12 protein-coding genes are annotated in these 12,470 nt (G+C 64.1%); 1 reads left to right on the forward strand and 11 read right to left on the reverse strand.

The features are described from left to right. Window positions 1-126: 126 nt before the first annotated feature. The 11 genes from epsA to LNV07_RS04305 form a co-directional block, all read right to left on the reverse strand. Window positions 127-963, reverse strand: a complete 837-nt coding sequence (gene epsA, locus LNV07_RS04255; RefSeq protein ID WP_263569937.1) for an XrtB/PEP-CTERM-associated transcriptional regulator EpsA — start codon at window positions 961-963, stop codon at window positions 127-129. A gap of 118 nt (window positions 964-1,081) precedes the next feature. Continuing rightward, window positions 1,082-1,624: a hypothetical protein gene (locus LNV07_RS04260; RefSeq protein ID WP_263569938.1), complete on the reverse strand. Its 543-nt coding sequence runs from the start codon at window positions 1,622-1,624 to the stop codon at window positions 1,082-1,084. 151 nt (window positions 1,625-1,775) lie between these two features. After that, on the reverse strand, window positions 1,776-2,174 hold the full coding sequence (locus LNV07_RS04265; protein ID WP_263570283.1) for a type II secretion system protein: 399 nt from the start codon (window positions 2,172-2,174) through the stop codon (window positions 1,776-1,778). Between the two features lie 5 nt (window positions 2,175-2,179). Next, window positions 2,180-2,668 carry a type II secretion system protein gene (locus LNV07_RS04270; protein WP_397545522.1) on the reverse strand — a complete coding sequence of 163 codons (489 nt, stop codon included), beginning with the start codon at window positions 2,666-2,668 and terminating at the stop codon, window positions 2,180-2,182. Beyond that, window positions 2,640-4,862, reverse strand: coding sequence for a secretin and TonB N-terminal domain-containing protein (locus LNV07_RS04275; protein WP_263569940.1), 2,223 nt, complete (start codon window positions 4,860-4,862; stop codon window positions 2,640-2,642). Before LNV07_RS04275 ends, LNV07_RS04270 begins: the two co-directional genes overlap by 29 nt. Then, window positions 4,859-5,419: a hypothetical protein gene (locus LNV07_RS04280; RefSeq protein WP_263569941.1), complete on the reverse strand. Its 561-nt coding sequence runs from the start codon at window positions 5,417-5,419 to the stop codon at window positions 4,859-4,861. Before LNV07_RS04280 ends, LNV07_RS04275 begins: the two co-directional genes overlap by 4 nt. Beyond that, window positions 5,416-6,024, reverse strand: coding sequence for a hypothetical protein (locus LNV07_RS04285; protein WP_263569942.1), 609 nt, complete (start codon window positions 6,022-6,024; stop codon window positions 5,416-5,418). The genes LNV07_RS04280 and LNV07_RS04285 overlap by 4 nt, the downstream gene beginning before the upstream one ends. Beyond that, complete coding sequence (locus LNV07_RS04290) at window positions 6,021-6,572, reverse strand: PilN domain-containing protein (protein ID WP_263569943.1); 552 nt, start codon at window positions 6,570-6,572, stop codon at window positions 6,021-6,023. Before LNV07_RS04290 ends, LNV07_RS04285 begins: the two co-directional genes overlap by 4 nt. A 56-nt stretch (window positions 6,573-6,628) precedes the next feature. After that, window positions 6,629-7,435 (reverse strand): hypothetical protein, encoded by an 807-nt coding sequence (locus tag LNV07_RS04295; RefSeq protein ID WP_263569944.1) that lies wholly within the window; start codon window positions 7,433-7,435, stop codon window positions 6,629-6,631. Continuing rightward, a complete protein-coding gene (locus LNV07_RS04300) occupies window positions 7,416-8,957 on the reverse strand; it encodes a GspE/PulE family protein (protein WP_263569945.1) in 1,542 nt (513 codons plus the stop codon). Before LNV07_RS04300 ends, LNV07_RS04295 begins: the two co-directional genes overlap by 20 nt. After that, window positions 8,954-10,168 carry a type II secretion system F family protein gene (locus LNV07_RS04305; RefSeq protein WP_263569946.1) on the reverse strand — a complete coding sequence of 405 codons (1,215 nt, stop codon included), beginning with the start codon at window positions 10,166-10,168 and terminating at the stop codon, window positions 8,954-8,956. The genes LNV07_RS04300 and LNV07_RS04305 overlap by 4 nt, the downstream gene beginning before the upstream one ends. A 215-nt stretch (window positions 10,169-10,383) precedes the next feature. Between LNV07_RS04305 and LNV07_RS04310 the strand changes: the two genes are divergently transcribed. Continuing rightward, window positions 10,384-12,255, forward strand: coding sequence for a S8 family serine peptidase (locus tag LNV07_RS04310; RefSeq protein ID WP_263569947.1), 1,872 nt, complete (start codon window positions 10,384-10,386; stop codon window positions 12,253-12,255). Window positions 12,256-12,470: the final 215 nt, after the last annotated feature.

The following is a 12,470-nucleotide window of genomic DNA, read 5'->3' on the forward strand; positions in this document are numbered from 1 at the left end:
TCTCAGGAACAAGTCGAACTTTGACCGACTCCCGTGACACCGTTTCGGGGCCTTGGTACTAATTCACAGTCCAAACGGACTAGGGGGAAGTCCGGGTTGAACTTCTTTCTCCAAAAATATGGGGGCTTAGGCGGGCGCTTTGACCAACTCAATCGGCGCGCGGTCCAGCAAATTCATCGACATCGCCCGCGCCACCGCCTGAGCTCGGTTGGCAGCATTGAGCTTGCGCAGGATTTTTTGCACATGGTTTTTGACCGTCAGCGCGCTGATGCCCAAAACCTCACCGACCTGCTGGTTGCTCATGCCCTCGCGCAGCCAGGACAGAATTTGCCGCTCGCGCTCGGTGATGCCGGTCTGGCGTGCACCGTTGACCGGCACCGGTTGCGGCGAGGCATTGACCTCGCGCTCGACCACTTGCACGCGCTGCCAGGTGGCGTGGATATGCGGCATCATCAGCTCCAGATAGCTGCTGTGCTGAGGCGTTAGCTTGGCGTTTTGCAAAGCGAAGACAAAGAAGCTCTCGATCTCGCTGGGCCGCTGCGGGCGCGACACGCCGTGCACCAGCAATTCCAAAATTCCGGCCGCGCGCAGGCCGGCCAGCTGCGGCTGCAAGGCCTGACCCTCCAACTGTTCAACCGTCACACGCACCGGCTTGCAACGCGCCTCCAGCCACAAGCCTTGCAACTGCTGCATCAGCACGCAGCGCGGTGCGGTCAGGCTGAGCAGCACCTCATCGGCGATGGTGACGTTGTTGAAAGCGTCGAAGACCAACTCTCTTTGCGCACGCTGATAGGCGCCGCAGATGGCGACCTGGTGCGGAATCAGCAGCTGCAGATTGCTCTGCGTCCAGACGAAGAACTGGTAACGGCGCCGCACGTCCAAAGACTGCTCGGCCGCCCGCACGATGGCTTCGATATGGCTATTGCTCAATAGCACAGCGTCATTCAGTTCAGGGTTGTGCATGGTTTGCATGGGCGCGACAAAGAGTGGAAGAACACGGCCTGAGTGGCTTGGCGCGTGGACTGTAGTGAGGCCAGATGACCGGGTGTTTAAAAATCCTTATGCGCATGAGCCGTTCGGCTCATTCGGGCGCAAGACTTTCGGTCGGGGCCATGAAATGCAGCTCAGACACCCTTGGCTTACGGGTTTTGGTTGGCGCACTGGCTGCCTCAGCAGCGCTGCCCAAAGTGCTGCTTGCCAACAACAATGCTCGCGAACGGCTGCTGACACCGACGATGCCGCTGACCATGGGCGTGCCCTGCTCCTCGCTGGCTGCGGCGCTGCCTAATTGACTGGCGGAGGCAGGTGGTTTTTTTTCATGCACCTCGCTCGAAGCATCGTCCTGATCCGGTTTCTTCTTCACCGACGCTTGGCCCAAAATCAGCTGCCAATCCGTACGCCCCGTGAAAGGGTCGGCATAAAGCCGGCGCAGATGGCGCTGCACGGTGCCGCTGCGGCGGTCTTCCAACAAGTCCTCCAGCCGCTGAGGCAAGCTGTTAGTGCCGGCCGGGCTGGCCCCCATATAGGCGGCTATAGCCTTGGCAATGGCCTCGCCGCGAAAGCGCAATTCGGCCTCGCGCTCGCGCTGCTGCAAGGTTTGCTGACGCTGGCCCAAGCTCGCCAAGGCGACCCCGCCCAGCGCCACCACGAAGAGCAGCCACAGATAGGTAAAACCGCGACTGCGCGCAAGAAAGGGAAGGGCCGCCCCGACCTTTCGTGCCCCCCTCGGGGGGCGGACGACGCAGGTCGTCGGCCTGGGGGGCCTCACAGACTTGCTACCATTCCGCATACAAGCTCCCGTCCGCCGCGCGGCCGGCCTTGCCGCTGCGCACATCGAAGACTTGGCCAGCAGTCTCCAGCTCCGCCGGTGGCGCCAGCGCAAGCCAGGTCGACACGCTGCTGGTCAGCGGGTCTTCGGGAATCTGGCGCAAATAGCGGGCATCGACCAGCTCTTGCAGTGATTCGGGATAGCGCGCCTTGTCGGCGACGAAATGGTCGATCGCGCCGCGCATCACTTGCAAGGACGCCCGCAAGCTATTGGCGCGCGCCCGGTCGACGCTGGCAAAGTAGCGCGGCGCGGCAATGCTGGCGAGCAAGGCAACGATGGCCATCACGACGATCAACTCGATCAGCGTAAAGCCTCGGCGCACTAGGGCAATCTGGCGTACCAACATATTGCTCACCAATCGCGGTAGCGCGTGCCGTCCAGGCCAATGCCGCTGGCCTGCGAGTAGACATCGAACACATCGCGGCCGGGCTGCGGCGCATCGGCCGGCGATTCATAACTGCGCAAGCCCCATGAGCGTGCGGCCGGTAGCGAAGGGTCGGCCAGCGGGTCACGCGGCAGCCGGCGCAGAAAGTAGATCTTGCGGCCCTTGGGATCTTTGGCGTCGGGCACACCTTCGACCAGCGCTGTCAGGTTCGGCGGATAGCCACTGGCATCCGCCGCCACCGCAACCTGGCCGCTCAGGCTCGCCTGCTTGTAAGCATCCAGCGCCAGCCGCAGCGTGCGCAGGCCCTGACGCAACTCGCCCTCCTTGTGGCGCTTGTTCATCCAGACGCTGAGCGGCTGGGCGGCGGCCGCCAAGATTCCGACGATGGTCACCACGGCCAGCATTTCGACCAGGGTGAAGCCTCGGCTAGTTGCTGGTGACCGACACACCGGCATCCCCCTCCACCTGCACCGTCAAGACATCACCCTGGGCATTGATACCGATCAAATTACTCAGCTCGATATTGGAACGATTGCCGGCCGAACCGGGCCGGGCGCGCAGCACAAGCACTCGCTCACCGTTGCCCGCCAAGTCGAACTCAATCACCCCGTTGGTCCCTGCATTGCCGGCCTCGGCCAGCATAAAAGCGCTGACATCAAAGCGCATCTCGCCGCGCACTTTCAGCGGCGACTTGTTGTGCAGCGTCACCGACAAGGTGTCTCCCACCGTGGTGTTGCCGGTGGTTTGAATCTCAAGCGTTGGCTGGGCAGAGACAGCGTCCATACCGTAGCTTTGACCTGCCACAGAGACAGGAGCGGCCGGCGCCGCCAGATTGATCCCGCTAACCCCGCCCCCACCCGCCATCGGCAGCGCCACCGCCGCCGCCGGCCGCAGCCGCGCTCCTTCGGCGCCGGGGTTGCTGTCGAAGCCCGACGCCAAGACTGTGCGACTGGCTTCCGGCAGATTCAGATTGCGCAGTACGCGTGGCGTGATCAGCAAAACGATCTCGGTCTTTTTGCGGTTGTCACCCTGTACGCCGAACAGCCGACCCAGCAGCGGAGCTTCCGACAAATACGGCAGGCCGCTGATGCTCTTGCGATCTTCGTCGCTGATCAGGCCCGCCAACACCTGTGTTTCACCGTCGCGCAGGCGCAGCGAGGTGCTGGCCTTGCGCGAACCGATGCGGTAGGCGCTGGTCGGCTGGGCCCCGCCCGAGCTCTCCTTCAGACCCAGATTGCTGACCTCCAGATTGACCTTCATCACGACCTCGTTGTCGAGCTGGATGCTGGGCTCCACCTCCAGCGTCAGGCCCACATCGATATAGGTGACCGAGGTGGACACGCCGACATTGGCGGTCGAGGTGCTGGTGAACACCGGCACCTTGTCGCCAATCTGGATCTTGGCTTTTTCCCTGTTGCGGGCGCGCAGCTTGGGGTTGGCCAGCACATTGCTGGCCCCCGTGCCACCCTTGAGCTTGGCCGTCAGCACCGGATTGGCGACCATGCTGCGAAAAGCGTTGCGCTGGCCTAACTCGACCAGGCCATTGGCCAAACCACCAACGCCGGGCAAGCCGTAGCTGACTTCGGAAGGCCATTGCAGGCCAAACTGATCGTCCCGGCTGGTCTCGATCTCCAGTACCTCGACATCCAGCATCACCTCGGGTTCGGGCAGGTCCAAGCCGGCAATCAGTTGCTCGATCATCGCGATCACCTCAGAGGTGTCGCGGGCCACCAGCAGGTTGAGCCGCTCGTCGATGAAGATATCGCGTGTCTTGGCCATCATGCGCACCAAGGCTTGCGCCTGCTTGACGTCGGCGTTATTGAGATAGAAGCTGCGTGTCACCAGCTCCTGATGCTCGCGCTGCTTGGCCTGGGTATTGGGGTAGATCAGCACCGATTTGTCATTGAGCAGCTTGCGCTCCAACTGCTGGGTGGACAGGATCACCCGCATCGCCTCGTCCAAGGTGACGTCTTTCAGGTAAATCGTTACCTTGGCGTCGCCGCGCACATCTTTGTCGAACACGAAGTTGACGCCCGCGCCGCGCGCCATGGCCTCGAACACGGTACGCAGCGGCGCATCCCGAAACTCCAGGCTGATCGGTTTTTGGAAGGCCGCCGCCAGCGCAGAGGGCAGCGGCGGCGGCGCGTACTTTTGCCGCAACTGCTGGTTCAGGGCCAGGGCGCCCGACTGGCCGGGGTCTTCGGCCAAGACCTGCTGCACGGTGGCTCGCGCCAGGTCAAGCTGCCCGGCTTTCAACTGCTGGCTGGCCTGACGTACCTGCGCTTCATGCAGACGGGCGCGCTGAACGGACTGACGCAAGCCTTTGCTGCGAGGCGACTGAGGATCAACCATCTCCATGCGCTGCACCAAAGCCTCCGCCAGATCAAGCTGGCCGACGGCGCGCGCCGTTTCCGCCTGCGTCGCCAGAGCCAACAGACTGCGCTCGCTCTGGCGTGCGTAGGCCAGGCGCAAAGACATTTCTTGCGGCGCGGCCGCGCTGGCGTCACGCAATATGCGCCAAGCGGCCTCATGCTCGCCGCGCTGCAGCAACGCCTCGGATTCGCGCAGCGCCGGGGCGGCGCAAGCCACCAGCATCAAGACGAGGCTCAGGCAGGCAAGCTGCCGAGGTGACGGGACTGAAAAAGTCATGATTGGGGGCTCGAAAAGGCCAGATTTTGTTTTTGTCCACCGGCCAGCCAGGTGAGCTGAGCGCCGGCAGGGCCAATGGCATCGATGCGCCATTGCTGGTCGATCAACTCGCCCACGCCCAGCACCAGCGTGCGCTGCGCGTTACTCAGCACGATGCGAGGCCGACCCGCTTCGTCCATGCGGCCGACCAACTGATAGGCAAGCGGCGGGGCCGCCGGCGGCGCGGCCTCGGCCTCGCTGTCGGCCTTGGCTGCGACGACCTTGGCAGCCGGCGACACCGTTGCCACCTCCGGCGCAGTGCCGGCGGCAAGGCCCCAGCTTTGGCGCGCTATCGCGGCGGGATCGGGCCAGGCCGGGCCATCCTGGTTCGGAGCCGCAAGCAGCGCTTCAGGCCAAGCCGTTGGCGAAGCCGGTTTGACCGCGCCCGGTCGAGTCGGGTTTTGAGGAGCAGCGCTGAACGCCTCCCCCTCTTCGTCCCGGCTCGCCACCCAAGCCGTGGCAGCCAGGCTCAAGGCCAGGCCCGCCATCAGCAAGCGGCCACGCAGTTGCGCCCTCATGGTTTGCGCCCCTCCCTGGCCGAAGCCGTCGGCAGGGCTTGAACCGGCATTTGCATATGCAAGACCCAACTCAGCTCGGCCGCCAACTCGGGCGAACTCGGCTGCAAGCGGCGCAGCTTGATCAGCTCCAAACTCAAAGCCGGGTCAAGCCGCAAAGCCTCGCCGACATAACGCCTGATCTGGCCATAATTGCCATTCACATTCATTGCGATGCGATATTGGGCCAAGCCCAGACCCGGCTCGGCCGCGTAGCGGAACTCGCTGCGCGGCCAAGGCAGACCCAACTCACTGGCCAAGGCCAGCAGCGCCGCCGTACGGGCTTGACGTTCGCTGTCTTGAGGAAAGCTATTCACGAAGCGCTGCGGCGACTGTTTTTCGCGCCGTTGTTGCTGCTGTTTGAGCCCCTGGCGTTGGGCCGACATATCCTCCCGTTGCCGCTCGAGTGCCCGCTCTTGCGCCGGCAAAAACCAAAGCACAACCAGCAAGGCCAACAAACTCAACAAGGCGGCCATGCCTCCCGGCCAGCCGAGCTGCGCCAGCAGTTTTCGCAGCGGCTCGGGCAGCCACTCCACCAACCCATTGAGGTAGGAAGCCGCGCCGCTCATGAGGGCCGCCCATTTGCGCGCCGGCGCACCACCTCAAAACGCAAAGCGTTCGACTCGGCCGCGGCTTCTGCCGGAGTTTCGGGACGTTGCAAGCGCGTCAGTACCACCTCACTGACAGGGCCCGGCCCATGGTTGGCCGCCTGCGTGGCCAGGGCGTCGACCAATTGCATCACCAGATCGGCCGTCGGAGCCAAGCCCTCCAAGCGCAGGCTGGCGCCTTCCATCTCCAGCGCCTGAATTTGCAATCCCGCTGGCAAGGCCTGCTCGACGGCCAGCCAGCGGCTCGCCCAGTCCTCACCTTGTTTGGGCCTGAGCTGGGCGTGCAGGCCCCAGGCTCGACGCTGCTGGTCGGCCGCGTTAGCAGGTGCCACGGCTCCGGTGGCCCGACTCTCACGGTCGGCCAATTTATTCAAAAGACCGGCCTGCTCCGACAACACAGCGCGCTGGTCCTGCAGCTCATGCCATCGCCAAGCCAATGCCATCAGCACGCATATGACGACCAACAACCAGGCCCATATCAGTGCGCCCGGGCGCTGAGGCGCCGGCATAAAGTCGGGTTGAGGCCAGGAGGAGGCAGGCCTTGCGTTCCTTGCCATCCGCTGCATCAACTCAGGGCTCCCGCCGCCAACCAATGAGCGCTTTGCGGACCTTCCGAGATCGAATCCTGCGACAAAATGGCCGCGCTGCCGCCCCAGCCCATCAGCTTGGGTGCATGGCTATAGCCGGAACCAGCGGTGGCCGGCTGCAAGCGCTGCAGCAAGGCCTGCAATTCGGCGCCGTCGCCTTGATCCAGATAGCGTTGTTGCACGTCCATCACCTGCCCGCGTGCCAGGCTCAACCAACTCAACATGCGCCCTTCCAGTAAACCCAGGCCCGAACTCTCGGCCTGCGCCCAGGCGCTGTCGGCGGCCGCAGCCAAGGCCAAAGCATGGCTCCAGGCGGGTCGCACCGACAAGATACGCACACCATGCGTCAGGGATGCCGCGGTCAAGGCGTTCAGGCTCAAGCCCGACTGCTCCTGCAGTGCCACCGCATTGCGCTGCTTGCCCTGCGACCAGACGGCCAAAGGCCAAGCCTGCGCAGCGGCACCGAAGTAGTGAACGATTTGCAGCCTCGCATAGGTCCGCACCGCCTGCGCGTCGGCCAGGGGCATATCGGCCGGGACGCTAACGTTGTGCACCCAGGCACCGCCGACCCAGATGCGCAATTGCTGGCGCGGATGCGCGTCGCACCATTGCTCGAAGTCGGGCCAGCGCTGGCCGGCGCCTTGGGTCTCATAGCTCCACAAACCCGACTCGCCCCAGTACAGCGAGGCGACCGGCAAGTTGCGCGCAACTTGCCAAGCTTTGAGTTTTTGCAAAATGCGGGAAGGAAAGGAATAGAGCACGGAATCAGTCTGCAAGCGTGACACGGTCAAGTTCCTCCAGGGTTGATTCGCCGCGCCGCACCAAGGCGACAGCGGCCTCGCGCAGCGTGCGCATACCGCGTTCTCGCGCGGCTTCTTTGATTCGACTCATGGGCGCACGGGCCGCGATCAGATCGCGCAGTTCATCGTCCAGACAGAGCAGTTCGGAAACCGCGCGGCGGCCCTTGTAACCGGTGCCACGGCAATGCGGGCAGCCGCTGCCTTGCATGAAGTTGTCCCCCGCCAGCGGCTGCAAATCCTGCGCTTGCAGCTCGGCCAAAGTGGGGCTGACCAGCCGACGGCAATGCAGGCAGTTGATGCGCATCAGGCGCTGCGCCAGCACCCCGTTCAAGGCCGCCACGACGTTGTAGAGGTCCAGCCCCATATGCATGAAACGGCCGACCACATCGAAGGCATTGTTGGCATGCACGGTCGAAAACACCAGGTGACCGGTCAGCGCCGCCTGTACCGCGATCTGCGCGGTTTCGGCGTCACGGATCTCGCCCACCATCACGCGGTCGGGGTCGTGGCGCAAGACCGAGCGCAGGCCGCGCGCGAAGGTCAGGCCCTTTTTCTCGTTGACCGGGATCTGCACCACGCCTGGCAATTGGTACTCGACCGGGTCTTCGATGGTGATGATCTTGTCCTGGCCGGTGTTGACTTCGGAGATCGCCGCATAAAGCGTCGTCGTCTTGCCGCTGCCGGTTGGCCCGGTCACCAAAAGCATGCCGTGCGGTTGACGCGCCAGCGCCCGGATCGCCAGCCGCGCCTCCGGCTCGAAGCCGAGCGAATCCAGCGTTAGTGCGCCCTGCGCCTGGATCTGCGCCCGGTCGAGCACGCGCACGACAGCGTCCTCGCCAAACACGCTGGGCATGATGGACAGGCGAAAGTCGATCTCGCGCCCCTGCATGCGCAGCTTGAAGCGGCCATCTTGCGGCAGGCGTCGCTCGCCAATGTCCAGCTCGGCCATCACCTTCAGGCGCGACACCAGTTGCTCGGCCGCCAGCGTGCCATCGAGATTTTTGATCTCCAGCATCACACCGTCGACCCGAAAACGCACCTTCAGGCCACGCAAATGCGTCTCGAAATGAATGTCGCTGGCGCCGTCTTGCAGTGCGTCATACAGCGTCGCGTCGAGCAGGCGCACCACCGGGCTGGCCTGCTCGCTCAGGTTCAGCGCCGACAGCTCCTGCGCTTGTTCGCCCACCGCCCCGCCGGCAAAGCCTTCGCCCAGGTCTTGCAGCGCGCGGAAATCCTGTTCGCCAGCGCCCAGCGCCGCGTCCACATCCTCGGCCGTGCCGCTGACCCAGCGCAGCGCGCGCTGCAGCCTGGCCTCGATGCGCTGCAGCAGCATGCTGTCATGCTCACGATCCGCCAGCAGCGCAAGGCGGCCCGCCGCCGACACCGCCAGCACCGCCCGCCAACGCTGCGCTTCGGCCTGCGTCCATTGCTCGAAGCTGAAGCCCCAAGGCGCCTCGTCAACGGGCAGGCGCCCCAGTGCGGCATTCAAAGCTAATGCCGTATTCAATTGACCTGCTCCACCAACTGGAAAATGGGCAAATACATCAGCACGACGACGGTGCCGATCACCAAGCCCATCAAGAGCATCAAGACCGGGTTGATCAGGCGCGTGACCAGATCGCTCAGCCGTGTCAACTCCTCGTCGTAAAAAGCCGCCGCCTGTGCCAGCATCGAGCCCATCTCGCCGCTGTGCTCGCCGACCCGCAACATGCGCAGCGACACCGGCGTGCTCAGGCCCTCGCGCTCCAGCGTTTGGGAGAGTCTCTCTCCCGTGCACACCGAAGCGATGCAGCGGTCCAACTGAGCCTGCAAATGGCCGGCAATCACGCCTCGCGCCGTCTGCAGCGCCGGCACCACCGGCACACCGGCCAGCAACAACATCGCCAGGCTGCGATAGAACTGCGCCAAGGCCAGCAAATGCAACTTCGGCCCCAGCAAAGGCAACTTCCACAAACGAGACAGCAGCGCTTGACGCAGGCCGCGTTGCCAGGCCCAGACCGGCCCGGCCAGCAGCGCGCAACCCAGGCCCAGCACCACCCAAGGGTTGTCGCCGCAGAACTGCCCAACGGCGATCAGCATGCGCGAGGCCCAGGGCAGATCACCACCCACGCCTTCGAGCAAACCGGCGAAGCGCGGCACCACAAACACCAATAGAAACATCACCACCGCCGTGCCCGCCGCGATCAGCGTGGCCGGGTAAATGGTGGCCGCCACCAGCTTGCTGCGCAGCTGTTCGGCCCAGGCCAGGTAGTCGGCCTGCTCGGCCAGCGCATGCGCCATTTGGCCGCTGCGCTCGCTGGATTCAACCACCGCAATAAAGAGCGCATCAAAGGCCTGCGGCTGGCTGCGCAAAGCGGTCGAGAAGGCCTCGCCGAGCTGGATGCGGGCGATCACGCCGTCGAGGGCCGCCGTACTGTTTCCACCACTGCCCGCGCCACCCTGCTCTTCTTTTTGCTTCAAGGTGATCAAGGCTTCCAAGAGCGGAATGCCGGCCTTCAACAAGACCGATAGTTGTTGGGCGAATTGGCGCAAAGGAAAGCTCTGCCCCGCGCGCGCCAGGTTCACCTCGTTCGCGCCACCCCCCAAGGGATTGACCGAAATCAGTGCAGCGGGGGCGATGCCCAAAGCCGCCGCCACGGCCTGCGCATCCACGGCCGATACCTGCGCTTGGGCGGGGCGGCGTGCGGAGTCGAGATAGCTGACGAGGAACTGAGGCATGGCGGGCAAAACACTGAAAAGGGCAAGGAGTCATGAGCCGAAGGAGCTATGAGTGGCGCGACTGTATTCATCTGCTGTGACCGCGCCGTGAATGACGGTGACGTGACAGAGGCAAGCCGATCAGCGCTGTTGCACCTTGCTTGAATTTATTCAGCCATGTGCCGAAAGGCCCATCTGTCACAGCCGTTTCACGCCAGGCCGCTAACTTGGCCGGTATGCGTACCAAAACACCCCCCACCTTGCGCGCTGCCGCCGGCCGCGCCCGTCTCCAACTGCTTGCATTGGCGGCAACAAGCCTGCTGTGCTTAGCAGCCCAATCGGCCTCGCCCGCCACGCCGGCACTGGCCAATGCCCAAGCGAAGCAGACGCAAGGCCCAGGGCTGCTGCTGCAGCTGAGCGCATCGGCCGGCTCGGCTGAACAAGTCAAGGCCTTGCTGGCCGATCTGAAAGTCGGACTCGACTACCAGCGCAGCATGGGCTCGGGCTGGCATTTGGTGCAATCCCAGGAGGCGCTGAGTCGCCCTCAAACCACGGCGCTGGCCAATCGGCTGCGCAGCGACAAGCGCGTCGCCTACGTCACCGTCAATGCGCGCGAGCAGCGCGCCATGGTGCCGGATGACAGCTTATTCCGCGCCGCCGACGCCAAAGACGCACAGTGGTGGTTGGATGACTACAACGCCAGCAGCAACCCGGCCGCGGCCAACTTCACCAAGGCCTGGGACATCAGCACCGGCGCGGGCTCGCCCGTCGTCGCGGTGCTGGACTCGGGCTTGGTTGATCATCCCGAATTGCCTCCCGGCAAGCTGGTGGCCGGCTATAACTTCGTCAGTAACCGCGACTACGCCAACAACAATGGCGTCGGGCGCAGCGCCAACACCATCGACCCCGGCGATGCATTGACGCAGTCCGAGTTCGACGCCAACAAGGCGCTCTGGGACGGCTGCCTGGTGAACGAAAAGAACAGTTGGCACGGCACCCTGGTGGCCGGCCAGATCGGCTCCTGGACCAACAACAAAGCGGGCTCGGCCGGCATCAACTGGAACGCCCAAGTGATGCCGGTGCGGGTGTCGGGCAAATGCGGCGCGGCCGTGGCCGATATGGTCGACGGCATGCGCTGGTCGGTGGGTTTGCCCGTTATCGGCGTGCCGACCAACCCTCATCCGGCCAAGGTGCTGGTGATTGGCTATGCCGGCCTGACCTCTTGCGACATCAACGATGCCGACAAGGATGTGGCCGCCGCCGCCAAGCTCTACACCGACACCATTGCCGAGTTGCGTGCCAAGAACGCATTGATCGTCGCAGCGGCCGGCAATCTGCGCGGCGCGGTCGGCCGGCCGGCCAATTGCGCCGGCGTGATGGGCGTCGCCGCCGTCAACAAGCAAGGCTTCAAGACCATCTATTCCAACTTCGGCAAACAGATTGCGCTGGCAGCTCCGGGCGGCGACCGTGACAGCGGCGCCACCTGCGACAGCTCATTAGCCGACAGCGGGATTGTTTCGACCTACAAGCCCGACCTCACAACTACACCACCCTCGTACCATGCTGCCGTCAGCGGTAGCAGTTTTTCTGCGCCGCAAGTTGCAGGCACCGCGGCCTTGATGTGGGGCCTGAATCCAACCCTGACGCTGGCGCAAGTCGAAGCCGGATTGAAGGCGAGCGCACGGCCTCACGTGCTGGCTCCCGCCTTGGGTTACTGCTCGGCCACCAATAAGAGCCGCTGCACCTGTACCGCCGACACCTGCGGAGTGGGCTTGCTGGATGCCGAGGAAGCATTGAAATTCGCCCGCACACCCAGCAGCTATACGGCACCAAAACGTGACGCCCTGGTCTTAAGCAGCCCCGCCCTGAAGAACTGTGGCACGCTGCAGGGCAGCACCGCCTTCACGCCGCCCGTGCCTACACCTGAACCTACGCCAACGCCAACACCAACACCAACACCAACTCCGACGCCCACACCAACGCCCGAACCTTCAGGTGATGGCGGAGGCGGCGCAGCCTCGCCGCTATGGGTGGCCGGTCTGGGATTGGCTGCTTTACTGCTGCGACGCACTCAACGCAGCCGGCAAGCCTCTCCGCAACAAGGCTAGTCTTGAGCAGCTGGCCGGCAGACAAGGGCTGCCGGCCAGCTGCCCTCAGGCAAATGGTCGAGGGCTAATCCGCAGGCATGACGGTATCGGCATAGGCCTCGTACGAAGTCAACTCTTTGCGGCAATGGCGACCAAGACCCTTCCCAGGGCTTGGTCAACGTTTCGGCCAACAAACTGCTACTGGCCTATCGGCCGCCATACGGCAAGCGTTAGGC

This window comes from Roseateles oligotrophus (assembly GCF_025717515.1).
In the GTDB taxonomy this organism is placed as follows: Bacteria; Pseudomonadota; Gammaproteobacteria; order Burkholderiales; family Burkholderiaceae_C; genus Paucibacter_A; species Paucibacter_A oligotrophus.